The sequence below is a fragment of the Rhodanobacter sp. sgz306013 genome, from assembly GCF_057031145.1.
Window position 1 is genome coordinate 499,359 of sequence record NZ_JBXCIJ010000003.1, and the last position, 21,828, is coordinate 521,186.

Consider the following 21,828-nt stretch of genomic DNA (forward strand, 5'->3'; position numbering starts at 1 on the left):
CAACATGGGTACAGGCATGGGTATAAACGCCTGTCTGTGGTTGGCTAAAAGCTTTACATTCAATGTCTTGATTTGCCCAGAGGGTCCTGTGCTCGGACCAGCTTGAGCTCGAAAGTGTCGTAGCGCGGCGTTGGGGAGTCTCGATGCGTCATGGAGGTACTCGAGCCAGGCGGAGCAGCATCCCCGCTAGGCTTTTCACGTCTTGATGGTTGTGGGCCAAGACACGTCGTAGGTTCAGAGCTGAGCCGCCCCGCAGATAGCTCAGCCAGGCAGCGGGCGCTTCTGAGCCCGGCAAATCGTCCTCCCTTATCACCCCCAGCAGCTCACGCTCGGCGGTGGCCAGGCGGCAGTTCTGCCACACATTCTTCCAATGGCGGCGCACGGGATGGAGCAGGTCCAGGTGTCCCAGCCCGGAAAGTGGATTCGCCATCCGGGCCAGCCGATAGCGCGTGGCCAACAACGGCGCGTCGTAGCACTTGCCGTTGTAGCTCACGAGCACGGTGTCCGGCTGCAACCACGTCGTGAACAAGCGCAGCATGGCGACTTCGGCGGCTGTAGTGGTGATCGTCAGCTGACGCACGCGGAAGCGCCCATCGGGCTGCCAGTCCGCCGCACCGATCATCCAGGCGCGCGTACCGGTGCCCCCGGCGAGGCCGGTCGTCTCGGTATCAAAGTGCAGCAGCCGTCGATGGGCTACCGGCTCCGTCCAGCGCGCAAAGGTGGTATCGATCAGAGGCTCAGGGCATCCCCAGTCCATGATCGCCTCCGTGAGGAACAGCCCGGGGGCAATTTCGGTCCCCGGCACGAACCGGTCACTTGTTGCGCTTCCCTTGGGCGCGTCCTGCATGCGCGTACGCCGGCGGATCAGTTGGAGTACGTCCTGCGAAAGCGCAGGTTTGGGCGGAGGTACCTGCGATGCCTGACCGGACTGCGTACGCAGTTGTCGCAGCCGAGCAGCCAGTGCGCTCACAGGGCCACCAGCAGTGCCAGCACCCGCAAGGCCAGCGCCTTCGGGGTCGTGTCCGCCGTTTCATCCGCCGCGAGTATCGGTCCCACGCAGCCGGGACATCCGCCCATGCATGCGCAGCGCTCGATCAAGGTGATCGATTGCGCCACCAGATCCTCGTGCCGCTGGAACAGCGGCTCGCTCTGACCTATCCCGCCCGGAAAGGCATCGTAGAGGTAGACCGTCGGCGTGAACGGCGCCTCCGCGGCCAGGCCCGCCGGTTGCCCGTCGGTGCCGCGAATCTGGCCCCGTCCGCTCGTGTCGGTACTCACGAACCAGGCACCGTCGCCGCTGCCCACGGCCTTCTGCAGGTCACGCGCCTCGGCCATCACGGCCACCGTGGCGACGATGTGCAGCGCATACGCTGCACCCAGGAATCCATCGAGCGCCTGCTGGCGCAGTTCGAAGGCCGCGTCCAACACCACCTGTGGCAGCTGCCACCACACCGCGGTGGTATGCAGCTCCTGGTCGGGCAGGTTCACCGGCCCGTAGCCGATGTTCTCGTGCGAGTAGAAGCGGATCTTCTTATAGCCCGGTACGCGCCGCACGACGTGCACCTCGCCGTGGTGCACCTCCCCGCAGCCAGCCCGGGAGTTCGCGAAGCTGTCGAGTACCTTGAGCTTGGTGTAGTCGATCGCATCGGTGTAGTAGTCGACGTGGGTGCGCGTGACGTAGGCCTTGCGGCCTTCCCAATCCAGCCGCTCCACCTGGTAGGGCATAGACTGGATCATGTGGATGGCGCCTTCATAGAGCGTCATCGGAGCGGCGGTGTAGTCGACTTCGGCGATGATCGTCTGGCGACCGTTGGTGCGATCGATCACCACGAAGTTGCCGCCGGCGACGGAACGCAGCGACACGGCAATGGCCGGGTAGCTGTCGGCGATCCACTCCCAGCGATCGCCTTCGCGATGGAGCACGCCTTCCTCGCCCAGCACGTCGAGCCAGGGCGTAGCGACTTCGGTGCCGAAGAGCTCATCGCCGACGAACGGCAACTCGAAGGCGGCACAGCGAATGTGGTCCAGCAGGATCAGCGGCTGGTTCGGCTGGATGCGGGCATGCTCCGGTGGCGCCCCCTGGAAGAACTCCGGGTGCCGCACCAGATACTGGTCGAGCGGATCGGAGTTGGCCACCAGCACCCCGAGCGCGGGTTGCTGCCGGCGACCGGCACGGCCGAAGCGCTGCCAGGTCGCGGCGACGGAGCCGGGATAGCCGTTCAGCACCACCGCATCGAGGCTACCGATGTCCACGCCGAGCTCCAGCGCGGAGGTGCTGACGATGCCGTCGACGGCGCCGGCGCGCATCTCACGCTCCGCGGCGCGCCGCTCCTTGGGCAGGTAGCCACCGCGGTAGGCACGGATCCGCGCGGGCTTGCGTGGATCGCTGTCGAACACGTCCTTTAGGTACTTGGTCAGCACCTCGACCATGGTGCGCGACTGGGCGAAGACCAGCGTCTTGAGACCCGACTTGATCGCTAGCCGTGCGATGCGATTGGTTTGCGAGCGCGCCGAGGCGCGCAGCCCTAGGTCCGGGTTGACCACGGGGGGATTCCACAAAAGAACGTGCTTGTCGCCGGTGGGCGCGCCGCTCTCGGTGATCGCGGTGACCGCATCTTCGATCAGCGCTTCGGCGTGTTCCTTCGGATTTCCGATGGTCGCCGAGCACAGGATGAATTGCGGCGTCACGCCGTAGAACGCGCACACGCGTTTCAGTCGGCGGATCACGTTGGCGACATGTGAGCCGAACACCCCTCGGTAGGTGTGCACCTCGTCGATCACGACATAGCGCAGGTTTTCGAAGAACTGCGCCCATTTGGTTTGATGCGGCAGGATCGCCTGGTGCAGCATGTCCGGGTTGCTCACCACGATGTCCCCGTGAAGCCGGATCGCCTGGCGCGCATCGCCCGGCGTATCGCCATCGAAGGTGAAAGCCTTCACCCCCAGCGCGCCGGCCTGGTTGAGCTCCAGCAGTTCGGCCACTTGGTCCTGCGCCAGCGCCTTGGTCGGAAAGAGGTACAACGCCTTGGCATGCTGGGTCATCGCCGCGGTGATCACCGGTAGGGTGTAGCAGAGCGACTTACCGGACGCGGTAGGGGTGACGATAGCCACATGCTCCCCCGACTGCGCCGCAGCCCAGGCCTGTGCCTGATGGCTGTAGAGCTCTGCGATGCCGCGCGAGCGCAGGGCCTTTGCCAGCGCAGGTGGCAAGTCGTCGGGCAACGGTGCAAAGGCGCCTTCCTGGCCGGGCACCTTGAATGCCCCGGTGATGCAGGTCGCATAGCGTTGGGTCAGCCGCTGGACCAGCGTGAAGCCATCGCCGGAGCGGCGCAGCACCAGGTCGTCGGTTGCGTAGCGGTCGGGGAGGGCATTCATGCAGCGGTCTCGGCAAGTCGGGAGCGCAGTGAATCGCGGCGCCATCTCATCAGGTGAGATGGCGCCCCGTGGTGGGCGGCCAGCCGGGATTCGACGTTGTTTCCGGCCCCGATCGTGGCGGCTGCCTTCCGACGCAGCTCATCAAAGGCGAGGATGGGATTCGGCGATGAACGTCGCCATGAAGAGAAGCGTGTTGATCAGCGTTGCGAAAAGACAGGTGCGATAAACCGCCAGCCGCCGGAAGACTCGGTTGAGTCCTTCTTCCATCGCCACGGCGGGGTCGATCTGCAAACCCCGAGGCTTGGTCATGACGATGGTGTACAGACAGCCGAGCGTGATCGTCAAATAGACTAGGAGCTCTATCTCGAACGCCCACCGGACGGCCTGGCCGGTGGTGAGCTGGGTGTACACCAGTGCCGTCATCCCCAGCATGATCGAGACATGGGTCAAGAGGGTGCCCGTTTTCTGGTCGATCCGATCCAGGGTGTAGAACGCCGCCGATCCGATCTTTGAACGCTGCAGGTCCGCAGTGGATTCGAGAAATCGACGCATGTCACGTTGATGTTGCTTGTGCATGGATTTGTCCACTTTGCCTTGAAACGAGAGAGCGCCCGGCAGGTCCTGCCGGACGCGAGGAGTTCTACCGCGAGGGATAAGGCTTTACAGCCACCAGTTGGCCACGGGTTCGGGGTCCGCCATTGAAGGCTCCACCGTCGGTGGCGACGTAGAGGACGTCACGATCCTTCTCGGTCCGCCCGAAAGTGGCGTCGGTGGCGCCGACGATCTGCTGGCGTGCGTCGGCAATGATCGAGCGGCGTCCATCGGGCGCGATGCGTACCAGCGTGTTGTAGGGGTGGGTCGTAACAAACAAAGATCCATCCGTTCCGATGGCGAAATCATCGCCCGGGATGCCGGTCGCCAGTATCTCGGGCGCCGCGAAGCGTCCGGTTGCGTCCATGCGGAAGCGAAGTACCTCGGTACTGTCGGATACGGTGACGATGAGGTCGTGGCCGATGAAATGCAGGCCATTGGCACCTGGGGCCAGGGCGATGAACCGCCGGGCGCGCAGCGACGGATGCTCGACCGCGACCTCGGCTTTGCCGCTTGCCGGATCGATCCGCCACACCAGCCCCAATGAGCTGTCCGGTGAATAGAGCCAGCCGTCGGGTCCGAAATCCAGCCCGTTGGGCCAAGCGCCGCGAGGCAGGCGCGCCCACAGCGTGCCCTGTCCGTCCGGGGTGATACGCCAAATGCCCGATGTCGCTCCGTGACTGGTCATATAAAGCACGCCATCGTCGGTGACGGCGAATACACCGGCGGCGGATCCCTTAGGTGTCTTGAACAGCACCTGCTCCGAACCATCCGGGCGGCGAGCGATCACTTCGCCGTGGGCGCCGCGGTAGTAGTCGCTGCGGTTGAAATCAAGGCCGATGTTTGCCGCCAGGTAGAGGGTTCCGTCTACGCCCGCGCGTACGCTCTCGAACCAGACGCCCTCGCCGTAGGTCTTCACGACCCATGCCTCGGCGACGGGCTCGTACGGAAGATCCGCTGCCTTTGGCAAGCCGAGGACGCGCAATCCGAGAGGCTGCAAGGCGGCGATGGCAGCCGATCCCAGGGTGAGGCCCGCCGCGATGGGCAGGTCGATCATGGCGTCATGCAGCGCGGCTTGGGTGCCAAGAACGATGGCGGTAAGCCCGGCGAACACGCCGGCGAAGAAGGCGAGAAACGGTACCCGTACCGAGACCAGCATGGCCACAGCGGCCAGCGCGCTGGCCCCGATGCGTAGGGTGTTTCCCAAGCCATGGGATGCAAAAGGCAACAGGACACAGTGCATGGCGCCTGGACGCGCAACGAGTGCGAACGTGAGCACGATGAATGCGAGTGCGACGAGGCCTTGCAGGAAGGGAGTGATGCGGTTCATGGGTTGTCTCCGTGGTTGTTCGATGCGTCGAGCCGGCGCAGAAAGCGGGGCACGTTGGGTGTTGCTCTATTTCGGTAGCTAGCTAACTAAATGAACAAAAACAAAGGCTTGCATCCCTTGCGGGATGGAAGCGCGCGATTACTCCAGGTTCTTTTCGATGCGGCGGAGGAGGTGCGTGAAGGTTTGGCGTTCCTGTTCCGTAAAGCCGCGGAACATGCTTTCAACCAACCGGTCCCCGGCATCGCAGAACGCTTCCGACGAGCAAAGCGTACGCGCGTGAGAGCCTAGGTAGATGCGCTTGACGCGTCCGTCGGTGGGATCCGATTTACGTTGCAGGTGCCCGTCGCGCTCCATCCGATCGAGGATCTTGCTCAGCGTCGGCGAGGCGATGGCCAGCCGTTGCTGCAATTCGCGATGTTCGAGGCCATCCTCGTGCATCAGGAGCTGCAGCACATCAAATTGCGCGACGGAAAAGTCGAACGGCTTGATGGTTTGCTCAAGGGCGCGGCGCATGGCGAGGTAGGCGCGCTTGAAATCCAAAGTAGGATGGCTCATTTAGTTAGCTTGCTACGTATGTTGACCAAGGTCAAGGGCATGCGGTGAGTACGCCATTCCCCCGGTGGCATGGTGTTGTCCTTGGTGGTCCTGCTGACGGGGGACGCCGAGTGCTACCGGATCTGGTGATTCCTCTCTGCGACAGCAATGATCGGGCGTCGCGCAAGGCGAGGCCGCCCACGGGACGGTGCACTTCGGGCCGTCACCGGCCGACGATATGGGGCCCTTTCCGGCGCCCCACCTCTTCATCAGTCCCAGGCCATAGGTGTTCAACCGGCAATCCGCGAACGTTCGAGAAGGACTGCCCTTCAAACTCAGGGTGCGATCCCCAACTGCTTCATGAAGGTGGCGTTATCCCAGAACAGGTATTCCTCGTCCATGGTCGACCCCTTCCAGTGACCGATAGTGACCATTTCGAGCTTGAACGCGCGGCCGGTCGGCTGGATGAACTTGCCGTTCCCGACCGGCATGGGGCGGGTGAATGTGCCTTGGAGCACCCCGATCACCGACGTCCACGGGCCCTGGCCGAACTTCACTGGGTGGGCGCTGATACGGGTGTCGGGCGCGTAGACGAACATCGACTTCAAGTCCTTGATGTGCTGCTCGATGCCGTGGGTGACGTGACCATCCGGCCAGTGAACGACGATGTCTTGCGCATGGCTCTCCCCGAGGCGATCCCACTTCTGGTGCGTGAACACGTCGAAGTCGAGCTCATCGAAGGTGGCGATGTGCGAGGCCACGCTATCGCGGTGCGAGATGACCGATCCATTGGCGTGTCCTGGCCCGGTGGAGGCGGCCATAGCCTGCGTTGATCCAGTGGCCAGCGTGCCCAGAACGACGAGCTGCGCCATGATCGAAATCTGCGTTTTCATTCAGATGCCTCGGTGTTGGAAGGTGGGGACAGGTATCGGGCTCACTTGGGCCAACGGGTATCACCCATCACGACGTGGGCACCCAGTTCGAGCCAGGAGGACGTGCTGTCAAAGTCGGGGTAGGCCTTTTTCATTGACTCGATGAGGTCGGCCGCGTCAGGTGCGCGGGCCAGTCTTTCGTTGAAGACTTCGAGGTATCGGGCCGTGAAGTCGACCGCGCGCAGGCCGTCCGGTGCGTTGCCCAGATAGTGACCAGGCACCACCCTGACCGGATGCAGGCTCTCGATGCGTCCGAGAGTGTCCTGCCAGTGCGCTCGCGACGCTGGCGTCTGCGTGTCGGCAACCCACACGTGCGTCCCGCTGAATACCACCGAGCCACCTACCACTGTCCTAAGCTCGGGAATCCAGACGAACGAACGCTCCGGGGTAGGGCCATCCAGTCCCTCGATCAACAGCGGATACCCGTCCACCAACAGGCGGTCCCCTTTTAGCACCTGGGGAAGGATCAGTTGATCTGGCGCATTCGCCTTCAGGATCGGCCCCCAGTAGGCCTTCTTGCCCGCCATGAGGTACGACATCGCCTCGATGGTCGGCGCCGTCGCGACGATGCGCGCGGCAGGGAATGCCTTGTGGATAACGCCGAGCCCGAAGTAGTAGTCGGGGTCGCTGTGGCTGATGTAGATCGTGGTCAGCGTCTTGCCTGTGGCGCGAATTTCGTCCACGAGCTTTTCGGCGTCATCGCGCTGGAACTGCGCATCGATCAGGATGGCGTGATGTGGTCCGGTCACGATCTCCGACGACACGGGGAATAGCGACTTCGCCCCCGGGTTGTACACCGTCAGGTGAAGTCCGCTTTCCTCGAGGGTTGCCGCCTGGGCCGTGGCGACCATCAGGCCGATCAGGGCGAAGATCGCAACGTGCAGTGACTTGCGCATGCCTTTCTCCTGGGTAGGGGCTACGTGCGGACGTGGTGCCGCTGAGGTGGGAACAGGTCGGGTACAGCGATGACGGGACGGGAGTCAGGCCGGCATCAGGCGTGAGGTGATGCGGGCGACCCGCTCGCCGAACAGGCGTGCGGTATTCAGGTCGCCTGCTCCCGGAGCGTTCTCAAGCGGAGCATCGACCGGCGATTGCGCCATGGCACCGGCAAAGGCACCGAGGTAGTTCACATCGTCGCGTTGCGCGGCGAGCGTGTTTGCGGGCATCAGATCCGAGCCCACCCACAACATGGCGTGCTGCATGGCCAGGGTGAACAGATAGCTCAGGGTCGAATGCTTGTCACCGTTCATGGATCCGGAGTTGGTGAAGCCCGCAGCAAACTTGTCCCGCCAGTGGCGCGCGAACCAGGGCTTGCTACTGTCGTCCGCGAAGCGCTTGAACTGCCAGGGAATGTTACCCATGTAGGTCGGGCACCCGAAGACGATCGCATCGGCTGCTGCGAGCTGAGCCCAGGCGTCGTCCTGTACGTGGCCTTCGGCGTCGATGACGATCTCTGAGGCCTCGACCTCGTGGACCGATACCAGTCCCTTGATCACCGCGGCCGCCTGGCGTGCCGTATGCCCGTAGCCGCTGAAGTAGACCGTACATATCTTTTTCATGGATGGTGTCCCGCGTTGAGTGCGAGATCCATCGTGGCGGTAGCACGAGGGTGTGGACAGGTCGGCACTTATCCCGGAACTGTCTGCATTTACGATGTCATGCGGTGTGCCATGCGAGCGCTCTCACGCCAGGCAGACGGAGTGAGTCCGTGGCGGGCGCGAAATCGGCGGATAAAAGATTCCACCTCGGCATAGCCGAGCGCCTGGGCGATCTCGCCGATGCCCAGATCCGTGGCGCTGAGCAGTCGCCGCGATTCGATCATACGACGCTCGATGACCCACTCCCCATAGGTCCGACCGGTCAGCTGTCGAAGTCGCGTCGTCAGGTGACCCACGGAATATCCAAGTCGGGAGGCCGCCAGGGTCAACGCAGATGCCTCCCGAAAATGGTGGTCAATGTCGGTGAATGCGCGCGAGACGAGGTCCGCCGGCGCCGCGGATGTGTCCGTCTGGCCCTGCAGCCACGGAGCAAGCCGCGTCAGATCGATCAACAGAAGTTGCAGAGTGGCGCGCGCCGCGTGCTCGTATCCGGGGTGCCGTGATTTCAACTCCTGCCGGAGCTGGTCGACTCGTGCCCCGACCGACGCCAGCTCTGTGGAGCCAAGCCGGATGGGGCGTGTCATTTGAAGCACGGGCAGTCGGAAGAGGTCGAACATGAAGCCGCGTGGCAGCGCGCTGATGGGAGTCAATCCCAGAGAGAGGCTCGCGTCGATGCCGTCGGCCTCAAACAGGATGGACCACCCATCTGCGTCCTCCATTGCACGCATGTCGTGCACCGACCCCGGCGGGAGCACAAAAACCATCCCGGGCTCGGCCTCGTGGTCGAGTCCATCGACCACGTGTCTGCCTCGACCGGACTTCACTAGTACCACTTCGAAGAACATGTGCGCATGGGGCTCCATGCGCTTCATGTGGCGGTTCTGGGTCAGGCCCTGCACCTCGATCGCCACCGCGCTCGCCGAGCTGGGCACGTAAGTAAGCATCTGCAGCGGCGTTGCACTCGGCTTGCTCATGCAAGGGATCCCGGTATCCAGTACTAGGTTGGAAAGTACGCCCGCTGACGCGGCGGGCCGGTGTCCACGGTTCAGTCCCGACTTCCACGTATGATCTCGGACAGGAACGACAACACCCGTGCTAGCGTCGCCATGCCAGCACGATCGCCAGCAGCGCGAGCAGCAGTGCCCCCGCGCTGACCGCCAGCGCCCGACGGGCGAGACGCGCGATATCGTCGCGATCCTGCCGTGAGGGGGCTTCCGCGGGTGATCCGGGCACCGAGGGGCGGTGCTGCAGCAGCGCGACCATGGACGAGACCTGCGCATCGTCGAAGCCATAGGGATCGAACCGGCGATGGCCGAATGAGGCCAGCAGGTGCCTCACCTCGTCTGCCGCGGCCACGTATTTCATCGACCATCCGCTGAAGCTCGGTCGCTCGATGCACACGCGCGAGAGCACGGTCAGTTCGTCGTGGCGCGGGTCCTTGTGCAGCGTGTCGAGTAGAGCGTCGATCGCGGCAACCTCGCCCTCGAGCACCTGGAAGAAATGCCCGTCGCCGTAGTACAGCGCCCCGACTAGTCCGCGTGCGGGATTGTTGCGGCGCGACTGCATCAGGATGCGGCCGATCTGCGGCTCGATCGCGGATGCACGGTCGGCGTTGGCGAAAGTGGCTTTGCTGATGTAGACAATACGTTGCCAGAGCGACATCGAAACCTCGGCAGGCGGCTGCGTAAACGAGCGTTCTACGCACGCTGCAGCGGTTTGGATGCAGCCGTCTGCGCGGGCCGAGGGCCGGGATGCGATCCTGTCGTTGATCCACACGGCCGGCTTGGTCTGGCGCCAGCGCTGCTTCGCCTTTGTTTTGAGGCACTGATCCGAGGGCTGTGGTTGCTACGTGGAGCTTCGAAAGAGCAAATCGACCGCTACATTGCGGGTGACGTCGCCCCGATGCGGCTGCATGCAATGTTGATGTAACCACCGACAGATTCGTTTTCACACAGCCTCCGCCGGAGGCGGACGCAGGGTGGGGCGATTAGGGAGCGTTATCGGGGGTATGGCGACCACGCGAACATGCAGCAAGCACTACAAGCTGTCGACCGGTAGGGGCGCGCCGGCCGAAACACCTCTGATGGCGATCATCGACCAACTTGCCTGTTTATGATTCGGAAACACTCCACATCGCGGGGCTTGGCACCATTTCAATCAAATCACATGGCGGCGCACTGTGATTCCCAGTCAAAAAAACGTCCCGGCCATGGATGTGGCCGGGACAAGGAGTTGCGACGGGAGGGGTCGCAACCCGAGGGGACTCAGGGCATCAACACCTTGTCGACCACCATGATCACACCGTTCGACTGATAGACGTCGGGGATGGTGACGTCGGCAACGTTGCCCTTGCTATCCGTGACAGTCAGATGCGTGCCGCTACCTTTGATCGTCAGCGAGTCACCTTCCACTGTTTTCAGTTTGGCCTGACCTCCGCCAGCCACGATCTTGGCATCAAGTGCCTTCGCATCCAGCCGGCCGGACACCACGTGATAGGTGAGGATCTTGGTCAGCGCGGCCTTGTTCTCGGGCTTGAGAAGATTCGTCACAGTGCCGGCCGGAAGCGCATCGAACGCTTCGTTGGTGGGTGCGAACACGGTGAACGGACCCGGGCCTTCCAGCGTATTCACCAGGCCGGCTGCCTTGACCGCGGCGACCAACGTGGTGTGGTCCTTCGAATTGATGGCGTTCTGGACGATGTTGCGCGAGGGGTACATGGCGGCCCCACCCACCATCACGGTCTGCTCGGAACCCGCTGGGCTCATGCTGCCCGACATCTGGGCCATAGATGGTGTAGCGCCGGCGACCAACGCCAGCCACAGTCCGCATTTCAATGCGCGTACGGTATAGCCATATTTCATGTCATCTCTCCTGTCCGGGTGATGCTGCGAATTGCGCAAGCACCTCCACTTACGTAGCGGGACCTGACACGGATGCATCCCTCGGGCATGATGGGATGTCTGCATCAAACGCATGGCATCACCGCGCCCCGCTCGCTGGGTAAGATTGATGGCATGCAGAACTTGATTTCCCGATACCGGACATTCGCCCATGCCCGCAAACCGCACCACCGAGCAGGAGGCGCTGGATCGCCTGTTGTCGCAGACCGCTGCAGGCGACCAGGCGGCGTTCGCCGAACTCTACCGGCGCAGCTCCTCGCGCCTGTACGGCGTGTGCCTGCGCATGCTGCGGGAGCGGGGCGAAGCCGAAGAGGTACTGCAGGAAGCCTGGATTGCGGTGTGGCATCGCGCGGCGATGTTCGATGCGTCCAAGGCCAGCGCGATCACCTGGCTCATCACGCTGGTGCGCAACAAGGCGATCGACCGGCTGCGCCAGCGCCGCGAGCAGCCACTGGATGATCCCGCACTGCTGGACGACTTGGTGGACGATGATCCCGGCCCGGCTGTCGGCGCTGAGAACAGCCAGGAATATCGCCGTCTGCGCGACTGCCTAGAGCAGCTGGATCCGCAGCAGCGTCGTTCAGTGCGTGAAGCCTTTTTCTCGGGAGTTACGTATAACGAGCTAGCGGCGCGCTGCAAGGTGCCGCTGGGAACCATGAAAAGCTGGATCCGCCGTAGCTTGCTGCAACTTCGCACGTGCCTCGACACATGAACACACCGATCGACGACGGCAACACCCATTTGCGCTACGCGGAATATGTCCTCGGCGTGCTGGGTGCCGACGCGCGGGCCGAGGTCGAGCGCGAGATGATGGCGAGCGATGCCGTCGCCACCACCGTGGTGCTGTGGCAACGTCGGTTGTTGCCGCTGGGCGAGGAAATCGCATCCAGGGAGCCGCCGGCCTACGTCTGGCACCGCATCCACAGCCAGCTCGGACTGGACACGCCGTCGCGTGTCGAACGGTCCGGTAATGCAGCGACCCGGAAGCCGGGCCTATGGGAAAATCTGCGCTTCTGGCATTGGCTGGGGCTGGGCACCAGCGTGCTGGCCGCCGCCTGCCTGGTGCTGCTGTTGCTGCCTGCGCGGCGACCGGTGGCTCCCGCGGCCGTCTACATGGCTTCAACCATTACCCAGACCGACGGCCAGGTTGGTTGGACGGCTACGGTGGATGTCGGTCATAGCCGCATGGTCGTGGTGCCCGCCAAGCCGCAGGCCATCGCGGCGGGGCACGCGCCGGAGCTCTGGCTGATCCCCGCGGGCCAGAAACCCATCGCGGTGGGTATGATCGGCGGCAGCGCGCCGACCACGCTGATACTCGATCCCACGCTGCTGGCCAAGCTCGGCCCTAGTGCTGCGCTGGCGGTCTCGGTGGAACCACCGGGCGGCTCGCCCACTGGCCAACCCACCGGTCCGGTGATCGCCAAGGGCAGCATTGGCGCCTCGCCCGACGCCGCACGCGGACAGCCAGTGACCCTGCTGAACCGGCCGGACGAGAACGTGCGCAGCAGCAGTTGAGCCCGACCCGCGCGCTGACTCGGCGCGCGGATCGCGGTTCTCTCATTCGGATGAATCCACGGCACGCAGGGACCGTGGCGTCGACTCCATCCCGGTTGTCGGTAGGGCGAAGCCGCCGCTTCGCTCGCAGACTGGCCAGTGCCGCATCCGCGCGCCTCCGGCCCCCGTATCAGGCTCGGCAGGCACGGGCCTGCGTCGAACGGGAGACAGGCGATGAAGGCTTCGATCCGGACCGCTTCGGTCCTGCTGTACATGCTGTGCCTGCACACCTCCATCGCCGCCGCGCAAACGCAAGCACCGCCAGCGGCAGATGCCCAGCAGCGGCTGGTCGGCAGCCGCGGCATGACGCTGTACACCTACGATCCGGACGGCGACAGCGGTCATAGCCAATGCGACGGGGCCTGCGCCACGTTGTGGCCGCCATATCTCGCGGCGGCGGGCGCCAAGGCGGAGGGCGGATTCGGCCTGGTTTCGCGCAGCGACCACAGCCTGCAGTGGAGCTACCGAGGGCACCCACTCTACCGCTACGCCGGCGATACCGCGCCTGGCACCGCGCTGGGCGACGGGGTGAACGGCAACTGGCACGTGGTGCGGATGCATTGAGGAACATCTCGCCGTGCATCCTTCGGCGTACTTGCTCCGTATCTGCCTGCAGGGCGCAAGTGGTGCGCCGAAGAGGGAGAACGCGGCAATGCACAAATTTTGCAGGCAAAAGATGCTGCTGGTCGGCGCCTTGGCGCTGGCGGGCGGGCTGGTTTCGCTGCAGGCAGCGGCCGCCGACGGCGGCGATCCGGCCGACAACGTCAGTGGCAAGCTGCTGCTCACCGGTGGCGTGTCGCAGGTCGAAGGCTCCGCCGGCGGTGGCCTGACCCCTTGGGCGCTCATCGGCAGCTACGGAACCCAAGGGCAGTTCGGCGCCAACGCCTTCTACACCCGGGTCAACGTGCAGGACTACCACCTCGACGATGCCGGCGCGATGTTCGGTATCGACAACCGCGTCGAGTTTTCGGTGGCGCAGCAGCGTTTCAACACCGAAGACGTGGGCGCTGCGCTGGGCCTGGGTCGCGGTTTCACCTTCAAACAAAACGTCATTGGCGTGAAGGTGCGGTTGTTCGGCGATGCCGTGCTCGACCAGGACAGCTGGGTGCCGCAGGTGTCGGTGGGTGCGCAATACAAGAGCAACAACCAGGGCGCGATCCTGCACGCGATCGGCGCCAAGAGCGACCACGGCACCGACTACTACATCAGCGCGACCAAGCTGTTCCTGTCGCAGAGCCTGCTGCTGGATGCCACGCTGCGCTTCACCAAGGCCAACCAGATCGGCATCCTCGGCTTCGGCGGCGACAAGCACGACAGCTACCAGGCCGAGTTCGAAGGCTCGATCGCCTACCTGCTCAGCCGCCATTGGGCCATCGGCGCGGAGTACCGCCAGAAACCGAACAACCTTGGCATCGCCAAAGAGGACGACTGGTACGACGCCTTCGTCGCCTGGGCGCCGACCAAGCACGTCTCGCTGACGCTGGCCTACGCCAACCTCGGCAACGTCGTCATCAAGGACAACCAGCACGGCCTGTATGCGTCCGTGCAGGTGGGCTTCTGACCCGATCACGCCATGAGGATTTCGACCATGTACAAGACTCTGCCTTGCATCCTGCTGCTTGCAGCCGGCCTTCTCGCCGGTACCACCGTTTCGGCGCAAACCGCCATGCAGCCGGCCGGTTCCGGCGCCAGCGGTGACGCCTACCCTGCCGCGCCGCGCGACCCCGCACTCAAGCCGGTATTTGAACAATTCGGCGGCAGGCCCGGCCTGGTCGCGCTGATGAACGATTTCATGGACAACCTGATGGCCGATCCGGTCACACGCCCCTTCTTCCAGAACGCCGACCGCGAGCACATCAAGGCCGAGCTGGTGGACCAGTTCTGCGTGATCCTGGACGGCCCGTGCACCTACACCGGCAAGGACATGACCGCGGCGCATCGCGGCATGAACGTCGACCGCGCCGACTTCAACGCGCTGGTGGAAGACCTGCAAAAGGCCATGAACAAGCACGACATCCCGTTCCGCGCCCAGAACAAGCTGCTGGCCAAACTCGCACCGATGCACCGGCAGATCATCACCAAGCCATGAGGTAGTGATCCTCCACGCGAACGTCGCCAGCCAACCGCGGCGTTCGTGCCGTTTCACTCTCCATAAAAAGGCGGCGCCCGAAACGGCGCAAGCCCATCGTTCACAACAGCCACAGGGGGCTGTCATGCTGGATAAACGACTGGTTCTGTTGTCTGCACTCGGCTTGTGCGCCTGCAACCCGGCACCCAGGCCAAATGCGCCCGCTACGCCCGCGCCGACGATGGCGCCTTCATCGGCTGCATCCGTCGCTGGCACGGCGGCCATGTCTGTCCAGATCGAACCCGCGCAGCCGGTCGTATCGACGCGCGCACCAGCTGCGCCGTCGTCGTCGCCAGAGGTCGCCGCGCTCGTCTCGCCCGCACCGGCGACTGCGATCGACCCAGCGGCGCAATCCGTGCCGGTCCCGCCGCCAATGCCTAGCGTCCGCTTGTCGCATCCGTCGCAACGCGGCGACGCGACCCGATCCGGAGGCGGCCCAGCCTCTGCCGACCTAGCCGGACGAATCGAACTCGTCGGCAAGCACGGACAGACCGTCTCGGCCAGCGACTTGACCAACACCTTGATCTATTTCGTGCCCGCCTCGGGCAAGCCCAAGGCCCCAGCCGGTACATACACGGTCTACACCGTCAATCGCGACTTCAAGCCGGAAGCCATGGCCGTGCCGCTAGGCAGCACGGTGAAGTTCGTGAATCTGGATCAGATCCGCCACAACGTGTTCTCGGTGACGCCCGGCGCAGCGTTCGACCTCGGCCTACAGGCCGCAGGCCAGACCGCCATGCATCGCTTCGACGGTGCCGGCCTGATGCTGATCAGCTGCAACGTGCATCGTTCGATGGAGCTGGATCTGCTGGTGGTGCCCAGTCCTTACCGCACGACCGCAAGCGCCGATGGCAATTTCAGCCTGCATGCTCTGCCACCGGGCCCCGGTACGCTGTATGTGTGGAACCCGCGCGGCGAACTGCAGAAGCGATCGGTGACCGCGCCACTGGGCGGCTTGCAGGAACGCGTGGTGATCAGCAAACCCGCGATCGTCGCGGACATCAATCCGGAGCCCGGCCCGTGAGCGCGGCCTACCGTTCCCTTGCGCTGGGCCTGCTGCTGGTGCTGGCCGGCGCTGTGGTTGCAGCCGTCGGCACCATCCATCTGTCGCGCCAACAAGCGCTGGCCGGCGACCGCCACAACGTCGCCACCGGCGGCAAACTGCTGGCGACGCTGGAGCGGATGGACATGGACAACCTCGCGCTGCGCTCGCAAGCCCTCGCCAACGATCCCGCCTTCGTCGACTACGTGGCGCAATCGCTGATGCCCAATCCTCAACTAGGCGGGGCCATCGACAGCGCTTCCATCATCGATCAGTTGAACGAGCGCCGCCACGGCTACGACGTCGCTTTGGTGCTTGATCCTGTCGGGAAACCCGCCGGCATGTCCGGCCTACTGACACGCTCCGCCGCCGATATCGCCAAAGATCCGCTGGTGCGCAGGGCCATCGCCAGCCAGCAACCGGTACAGGGATACTGGCTGGACAACGATCGCCTGCTGCGCGTGGCGATAGCTCCGTTGTTGCGCGGTCGCAGCTTGCAAGGCCTGGTTGTGGCGGCCCGTCGCGTTGGAGCAGATTTCGCGAATGAGGTGCACGACACGACTGGCGTGGATCTCGCTTTGCTGAGCACGTCCAGCCCGACTATCCCGCTGGTCTTTAGCGGCGTGGAGCCGCCATCTTCGACCGAATTGACCCACTTGTGGGGTGCCGCGCTATCCGCCAGTGGCGCCCCGAAGGCGCTACGCGTCGTAGGTTGGCCGGTGGCCTGCGGGCTTGCCGTACCCGTCTCCAACGGCCGAGCCGCCTGGCTGCTGTTGCCCTCGGCCGGCGGCGCGCCGCGCACGGTTCCCCGCGCAGCGGTGCCGCTGCTGTCGGGCGTGGCTTGCCTGGGCCTGCTGGCCGCGCTCGGCATTGTCTGGCTGTGGTGGCGCACCTGGTTGCCGCTGGAACGCATGCTGTACATCGTCGATCGGGCCGCGGCCGGCGATGGTCACATGACACTGCGGACCGGTGGGAGTGCTTTGGTGCGCCAGTTGCGCGACTGTCTCAACCGGCTGATCCATCAGCATCGTTCTTCGTAGAGCGGTATGGCCCGTCCGGCCCTCTTTCGACTGTGTTCATGCCTACCCCGAATCACAGTCACGTAAATACCAATGACTACGCGAAAACGAAAAAGGCGATCTGGAGGGAAGTGGAACTGTTGCTAATCGCCGATCTGGCCGACTGGCCGAATCAGGCGGGCGACTTCGGCATCACCTCGGTGTGGAAACCGTGCCACGCCGAGAAGCGCGGCCAGACCATCGAGATGCCTTCCGACTTCTACCTGTTCTTCAGTTCGGAGCCGCTGGGCGGCATACCGGGCATGCAGGATCAGGACTAACGGATTGCCAAATAACGATCTGCTGGCGTAATCCATGGACGAATCATTCGCCGAGCGATCAAGCCGGTCATTGATCGACGGAGCCGAGTCCGAACATGCGCAGAGCTTTGCGAGAGGTGGAAGTGCAGGACGGTCCTGCTGCGTACGGCACATCCATGCACTGCACCACTTCGAGGCAGCCTGCAAACTAGCGCAACAAGGTCTCCACCATTTGCAGGATGCCCCACAGGCTGGCAATCCAGACCGCTGTACGCAGGTAGGGGATGCCGACCACATAGACCGGTAGGTAGGCCAGGCGTGCCCAGAAATAAACCTGAGCGCCGAGCGCGGTTTGCGCGCCGGTCTTGTGCATCGCCACCACCGCCAAGGTGGTAGAAGCGAAGAATGCGAAGGTTTCGAGAAAATTGCGGTTGGCGCGATCCGCGCGCGCAGCGTACTTGTCGAGCGGCTTAGGCTCGCCGTCGCGGTTGCCCGCATTCCACCGTAGACCGCGCTGCCATGTACCGAAGGCCGCCGCGATCAACAGGTAGGCAATCCCTAGCACCACCGACCAACCCAGCATTTGCAATTCAGTCGTCATGTCGATATTTCCCCTTGGTTGGACATCGAGCTCTCACGAGCTTCAGGCATGCTGATTCTTGAATCGCACGAGCCTGCCTCGTGATCTGATTCGTGTTCACGGATGAAATGCAAGGTGTCGCGCAACGCCGTCGAGCTGCCGCGCAGCGGATGCGAGAACGAGAGCAGCAGGCGGATATGGCCCATGCCGGGATAGATGCGAACCTCGGCCGATTCACCTAGCGCATGCATGCGTGTCGCCAGCGCATGCGCGTTTTCCGGACGCACATAGTGATCGCTGGTACCCTGCAAAAGCAGCATCGGCGGCTCGTCGCCATCGACGAAGTTAACCGGCTGCGAACGCGCCTGCGCCTTGGGCGTGTCGCCGAACATGCTGATATAGGCGGGGTCGCTCAGCGGCAGGAAATCGTAGGGTCCGGCCAGTCCGATGAAGCCGGCCAGCTGGCGCGGGCGTAGGCCGACCCGTTCCAGCCAGCGCCCATCGGTGGCGAGCAGCGCGGCGATGTGCGCACCCGCCGAATGCCCCATCAGGAACAGTACCTGTGGATCACCGCCATAGTCGGCGGCGTGCGCATGCACCCAGGCTAGGGCATGGCTGGCATCGGACATGAATCCCTCCAGGCGCACCTGCGGGTACTTGCGGTAGTCAGGAATCACCACCACCAGACCGTGCCGTGCCAGCGTCTCGCCCATCCAGCGGTACCACTGGCGCTTGCCGCTCTGCCAATTGCCGCCATGGAAGAACACCACCACCGGCAGGTCGTGCGCGCCAGGCGGCGAATAGATGTCCAGCGCTAGCCGGTGCGCGGGGTCGAATTCGATGTCCGAGTCGACGCCACCTCCAGTGTCGCGGGAGATGGCGTTGATGGCATGGAACAGGCCCGCCTGGCAACCACTCAACAGCAGCGCTACCGGTAGCATCTGCGCACGACGTCGCAACGTATGCAGGCATGGCGGGATGTGCATGGGCTTCGCATGGCGGTAGAGACAATCCATGTACGTTGCAAGCCACTCGCTGGATGCGCCACGGACTGATGGCCAAGCCCCGGCCATCGGCCGCTGGCTGGATTGGTCGGCTTGTTGCTCTGTCATCGCCGCACCTGCATCCAATCCGCCCTTTGGTTCGCACCCATCACTGAACCTTCGACAGGCATCACCCATGGCACGCTCACGCTCCCTGGGTCGAAGTCGGGCTCTGGGGGCAACGTCGTATGCGTGCGCAGCCTGTCACTGTGAGCGGACTGGCATTGGATCCGGGATAGACGTTGGGGTAGGGTGATTAGGGCAAGTTATCGAGGGTAGGAAGCAGTACGCGTTTGATCCGACGTCGCCGCCACCGTACCCGGTTACCCGCCCCCTAGGATGTGGTTGCTCGCACCACCATGTCTTGCCGACAGAGAAAAGATGTGGCGGCATGTCGTCTGGTGCGTCGGAAAGTGGGCCACGTCCAGTGAGTTTGGCTGCGCTCCTTTCACTGGAGTAGTCTCGCCGCACATTCGCGAGGGGGGCGGATCCAGGTGAAGACGATATTCCGCGGTTTGCTGTGCGCGCTCCTGGCCACGCCGCCGGCGGTGCAGGCGGCCTCGCCACCCAGTCGCTACCTGTTCGTGTGGGCGATGGAGGCCAGCCATCCGCAGGCGGACACGATGGCGCTGGCCTCCACCGATTTGGCCGCCCGACGCGCGACGCTGGGGCTGGGCAGGGATTTCCTCGCGGTGTTCGACGTAGCACCGGGGCCGTCGTTCGGGCGGTTCGTGGCGATGGTGCCGGCCGGGCCGGCCGCGATGGCCCATCACACCAACTACGCCGAACCGGCCGACGACATGCTCTATGCCAACGACTGGCTGGCCAACCGCACCGACGTGTTCGACCTCCACCGGCCGCAGCACCCGCGGCTGGCCCGCAGCCTGGGCAGCGTGGGCGACCTGAGTTATCCACACTCATTCGTGGCGCTGGCGGACGGCAACACGCTGGCTACTTTCCAGTATTCCGGCGGCTTCAACCATGCGACGGGCGGGCTGGTGGAGTTCGACCCCCAAGGGCGCGTGGTGCGCAGTGCGTCGGCCCGGGTGCCAGGGCATCCGAACGTGCGGCCCTACAGTCTTGCCGTGGTGGCGTCGGCCGACCGGGTGGTCACCGGCAGCGCGGACATGATGGGCGCGCAGGTGAGCCATGTGGTGCAGGTCTGGCGGCTGTCCGATCTGAAGCTGCTGCAGACGCTGTCATTGCCGCATGAACCGGACTGGATCTACGACACGGCGGCCGATTCCTCCGAACCGCGTTTGCTGGCCGACGGCAAGACCGTACTGGTGCCGACCTTCAACTGCGGACTGTTCCTGCTCAAGCATCTCGTGGGTGCGCAGCCGACTCTGCAGCATGTCTACGACTTCGGCTATCGCATGTGCGAGGTGCCGGTAGTGGCGGGCGACTTCCTGGTGGAAGCGATGCAAAGCGGCCACGCGATCGTGAGCCTAGACGTGCGCGATCCGGAACATCCGCGTGAAGTCGGTCGCATCCTACTGCCGCCAGATGAGTACCCGCACTGGCTGGCGCTCGAGCCGGGCGGTGATCGTTTGGCCATCACCGGCTACGGGGCGCTTGCCACCCGGGTGCGCTTTGCCCGCGTCGACCTCCGCACTGGCGCATTGCAGCTCGATCCGGCCATGACGATCGACCTCTCGCATGCGCCGCCAGACGGCTGGCACGGCAGCGCCATGCCGCACGGCGTGGTGTTCAGCCGGCCGTGAGCGTTACGCGTCGGATGACTACGTCCGTGTTTGCGCGATGCGGGTGGCTAGGACGAACAAGGCACCAAGAAAAATTCCTGGGAACGAGGAACGGCAAAGCAGCCACATGCGACATGCCGGCGGTAATCTGGGAGGAGGGGTAACCTGCTATGCGCAATTTCTGAAAACGTCGCGGCACAAGACTTCCCGGCGACTGTTGGATAGACGCCATCCTACAGAGGTGTGGGCCAGCGGCAGTGAATTTGGACACTTGCCTCAGTCTGCCGCCATTTGACTATAAGTCGTCGGTGACATCCCTGTGGCGCGGTTGAACGCGGTGCTGAAAGCGCTGACAGATCCGTATCCTGCGATCTTGGCTACTTCGATCATCGGACGCTTGGTCGAAACCAGGGCGGCTTTGGCCAGCGACATGCGCCAAGCCGACAGATAGCCGATGGGCGAGACGCCGACGATCTCGGCAAACCGGGCCGCGAATCCGGCACGCGACATACGCGCTTCCCGCGCGAGGTGAGCCACGGTCCAACCGCGTGATGGTTCTATGTGCAGAGCCCGCAGTGCGCGGCTGATGCGCGGATCGGCCAGGCCTGCCAATAGCCCCGGTCGTATGCTGTCCACTTGGGTGGCGCGATGGCGTAGCGACTCCACGAGGATCACCTCCAGGAGGCGATCCAGCGCCAGCGAACGACCCGGACGGTCCGCCGTTGCCTCGTCGTCCAGGAGACTCAATAACCGTCCCAGCCGCTGGGCGGCCACGTCAGCCGCGCGGACATGCACGATCGGCGAAAGCAGGCCCGCAATGTGATCGGCGTTGGGCTCGGCGAACAGGAAATGCCCCGCCAGGAAACGGGCGGCGGGCGTGGCGGGATCGGAACCCAGAAGCGCTGACGGATCGGCGAACAGCGCCTTCAATCCGAGCGGCTGGACCTCCGGAGCCGATCGCATGACCCACTCCGGCGGGCAGGCCATGATCATGAAGTCGCCGGGCTGCAACGTCAGCCGAACCTCGCCGCGTTCGAGCGTGCATGCCCCTTCAATCATTTGCCCGAACACCACCGCTTGGACGGCAGGAAAGCTAATGGCCCAAGGCTCCCGCACCGCAATCATGCGCCAGCTCAACTCGCGTGGCCGCAGCAGGCTGATAACTTGTGATAAGGGATCCATTTGGACGATTGGTAAACA

At 64.1% G+C, this 21,828-nt stretch carries 24 protein-coding genes; 10 read left to right on the forward strand and 14 right to left on the reverse strand.

The genetic code is table 11. The annotated features are described in order from the left end of the window. Window positions 1-148: 148 nt before the first annotated feature. The 10 genes from AC2EWF_RS11905 to AC2EWF_RS11950 form a co-directional block, all read right to left on the reverse strand. The gene (locus tag AC2EWF_RS11905; RefSeq protein ID WP_483639576.1) at window positions 149-847 is read right to left on the reverse strand and encodes a ribonuclease H-like domain-containing protein; all 699 of its coding nucleotides are present in this window, start codon (window positions 845-847) and stop codon (window positions 149-151) included. A 119-nt stretch (window positions 848-966) separates the two neighbouring features. Next, window positions 967-3,375 (reverse strand): DEAD/DEAH box helicase, encoded by a 2,409-nt coding sequence (locus AC2EWF_RS11910; protein ID WP_483639577.1) that lies wholly within the window; start codon window positions 3,373-3,375, stop codon window positions 967-969. Between the two features lie 141 nt (window positions 3,376-3,516). After that, window positions 3,517-3,951: a hypothetical protein gene (locus tag AC2EWF_RS11915; RefSeq protein ID WP_483639578.1), complete on the reverse strand. Its 435-nt coding sequence runs from the start codon at window positions 3,949-3,951 to the stop codon at window positions 3,517-3,519. A 64-nt stretch (window positions 3,952-4,015) separates the two neighbouring features. After that, a complete protein-coding gene (locus AC2EWF_RS11920) occupies window positions 4,016-5,296 on the reverse strand; it encodes an SMP-30/gluconolactonase/LRE family protein (RefSeq protein ID WP_483639579.1) in 1,281 nt (426 codons plus the stop codon). Between the two features lie 138 nt (window positions 5,297-5,434). Then, window positions 5,435-5,851 (reverse strand): MarR family winged helix-turn-helix transcriptional regulator, encoded by a 417-nt coding sequence (locus tag AC2EWF_RS11925; RefSeq protein ID WP_483639580.1) that lies wholly within the window; start codon window positions 5,849-5,851, stop codon window positions 5,435-5,437. Window positions 5,852-6,165: 314 nt separating this feature from the next. Further along, window positions 6,166-6,723 carry an ester cyclase gene (locus AC2EWF_RS11930; RefSeq protein ID WP_483639581.1) on the reverse strand — a complete coding sequence of 186 codons (558 nt, stop codon included), beginning with the start codon at window positions 6,721-6,723 and terminating at the stop codon, window positions 6,166-6,168. Window positions 6,724-6,764: 41 nt separating this feature from the next. Next, on the reverse strand, window positions 6,765-7,658 hold the full coding sequence (locus tag AC2EWF_RS11935; RefSeq protein ID WP_483639582.1) for an MBL fold metallo-hydrolase: 894 nt from the start codon (window positions 7,656-7,658) through the stop codon (window positions 6,765-6,767). 84 nt (window positions 7,659-7,742) lie between these two features. Next, window positions 7,743-8,321, reverse strand: coding sequence for a flavodoxin family protein (locus AC2EWF_RS11940; RefSeq protein WP_483639583.1), 579 nt, complete (start codon window positions 8,319-8,321; stop codon window positions 7,743-7,745). 89 nt (window positions 8,322-8,410) lie between these two features. Beyond that, the gene (locus AC2EWF_RS11945) at window positions 8,411-9,334 is read right to left on the reverse strand and encodes a helix-turn-helix transcriptional regulator (RefSeq protein WP_483639584.1); all 924 of its coding nucleotides are present in this window, start codon (window positions 9,332-9,334) and stop codon (window positions 8,411-8,413) included. 121 nt (window positions 9,335-9,455) lie between these two features. Continuing rightward, window positions 9,456-10,136, reverse strand: coding sequence for a BLUF domain-containing protein (locus tag AC2EWF_RS11950; RefSeq protein WP_483639585.1), 681 nt, complete (start codon window positions 10,134-10,136; stop codon window positions 9,456-9,458). Here AC2EWF_RS11950 and AC2EWF_RS11955 point away from each other — a divergent pair. After that, complete coding sequence (locus AC2EWF_RS11955; protein WP_483639586.1) at window positions 10,077-10,289, forward strand: DUF6988 family protein; 213 nt, start codon at window positions 10,077-10,079, stop codon at window positions 10,287-10,289. The two genes, AC2EWF_RS11950 and AC2EWF_RS11955, sit on opposite strands and share 60 nt — an antisense overlap. Window positions 10,290-10,624: 335 nt before the next feature. On the opposite strand, the gene AC2EWF_RS11960 is transcribed toward AC2EWF_RS11955, so the two are convergent. Continuing rightward, window positions 10,625-11,146: a fasciclin domain-containing protein gene (locus tag AC2EWF_RS11960; protein ID WP_483639809.1), complete on the reverse strand. Its 522-nt coding sequence runs from the start codon at window positions 11,144-11,146 to the stop codon at window positions 10,625-10,627. Window positions 11,147-11,411: 265 nt separating this feature from the next. Between AC2EWF_RS11960 and AC2EWF_RS11965 the strand changes: the two genes are divergently transcribed. The 8 genes from AC2EWF_RS11965 to AC2EWF_RS12000 all read left to right on the forward strand — a co-directional run bounded on the left by AC2EWF_RS11965 (window position 11,412) and on the right by AC2EWF_RS12000 (window position 17,323). After that, a complete protein-coding gene (locus AC2EWF_RS11965) occupies window positions 11,412-11,972 on the forward strand; it encodes a sigma-70 family RNA polymerase sigma factor (RefSeq protein WP_483639587.1) in 561 nt (186 codons plus the stop codon). After that, window positions 11,969-12,775, forward strand: a complete 807-nt coding sequence (locus AC2EWF_RS11970) for an anti-sigma factor (protein WP_483639588.1) — start codon at window positions 11,969-11,971, stop codon at window positions 12,773-12,775. Before AC2EWF_RS11965 ends, AC2EWF_RS11970 begins: the two co-directional genes overlap by 4 nt. 213 nt (window positions 12,776-12,988) lie before the next feature. Next, on the forward strand, window positions 12,989-13,378 hold the full coding sequence (locus tag AC2EWF_RS11975) for a COG4315 family predicted lipoprotein (RefSeq protein WP_483639589.1): 390 nt from the start codon (window positions 12,989-12,991) through the stop codon (window positions 13,376-13,378). 88 nt (window positions 13,379-13,466) lie between these two features. Next, entirely contained in the window at window positions 13,467-14,375 is a 909-nt protein-coding gene (locus tag AC2EWF_RS11980) for a DUF3034 family protein (protein ID WP_483639590.1), read from the forward strand. Between the two features lie 27 nt (window positions 14,376-14,402). Continuing rightward, window positions 14,403-14,903, forward strand: a complete 501-nt coding sequence (locus AC2EWF_RS11985; protein ID WP_483639591.1) for a group I truncated hemoglobin — start codon at window positions 14,403-14,405, stop codon at window positions 14,901-14,903. Between the two features lie 262 nt (window positions 14,904-15,165). Next, window positions 15,166-15,966, forward strand: coding sequence for a cupredoxin domain-containing protein (locus tag AC2EWF_RS11990; protein WP_483639592.1), 801 nt, complete (start codon window positions 15,166-15,168; stop codon window positions 15,964-15,966). Next, window positions 15,963-17,024 (forward strand): hypothetical protein, encoded by a 1,062-nt coding sequence (locus tag AC2EWF_RS11995; RefSeq protein ID WP_483639593.1) that lies wholly within the window; start codon window positions 15,963-15,965, stop codon window positions 17,022-17,024. The genes AC2EWF_RS11990 and AC2EWF_RS11995 overlap by 4 nt, the downstream gene beginning before the upstream one ends. A 110-nt stretch (window positions 17,025-17,134) precedes the next feature. After that, window positions 17,135-17,323, forward strand: coding sequence for a hypothetical protein (locus AC2EWF_RS12000; RefSeq protein WP_483639594.1), 189 nt, complete (start codon window positions 17,135-17,137; stop codon window positions 17,321-17,323). 187 nt (window positions 17,324-17,510) lie between these two features. Here AC2EWF_RS12000 and AC2EWF_RS12005 read toward each other — a convergent pair whose 3' ends face one another. Both AC2EWF_RS12005 and AC2EWF_RS12010 read right to left on the reverse strand, forming a co-directional pair. Next, window positions 17,511-17,909, reverse strand: coding sequence for an MAPEG family protein (locus tag AC2EWF_RS12005; RefSeq protein ID WP_483639810.1), 399 nt, complete (start codon window positions 17,907-17,909; stop codon window positions 17,511-17,513). Beyond that, entirely contained in the window at window positions 17,900-19,063 is a 1,164-nt protein-coding gene (locus tag AC2EWF_RS12010; RefSeq protein ID WP_483639595.1) for an alpha/beta hydrolase, read from the reverse strand. Before AC2EWF_RS12010 ends, AC2EWF_RS12005 begins: the two co-directional genes overlap by 10 nt. A gap of 356 nt (window positions 19,064-19,419) precedes the next feature. On the opposite strand from AC2EWF_RS12010, the gene AC2EWF_RS12015 reads away from it, so the two are divergent. After that, on the forward strand, window positions 19,420-20,649 hold the full coding sequence (locus AC2EWF_RS12015) for a YncE family protein (RefSeq protein WP_483639596.1): 1,230 nt from the start codon (window positions 19,420-19,422) through the stop codon (window positions 20,647-20,649). A 255-nt stretch (window positions 20,650-20,904) separates the two neighbouring features. Here the strand turns inward: AC2EWF_RS12015 and AC2EWF_RS12020 are convergent, their stop codons facing one another. Beyond that, entirely contained in the window at window positions 20,905-21,810 is a 906-nt protein-coding gene (locus AC2EWF_RS12020; RefSeq protein ID WP_483639597.1) for an AraC family transcriptional regulator, read from the reverse strand. Window positions 21,811-21,828: the final 18 nt, after the last annotated feature.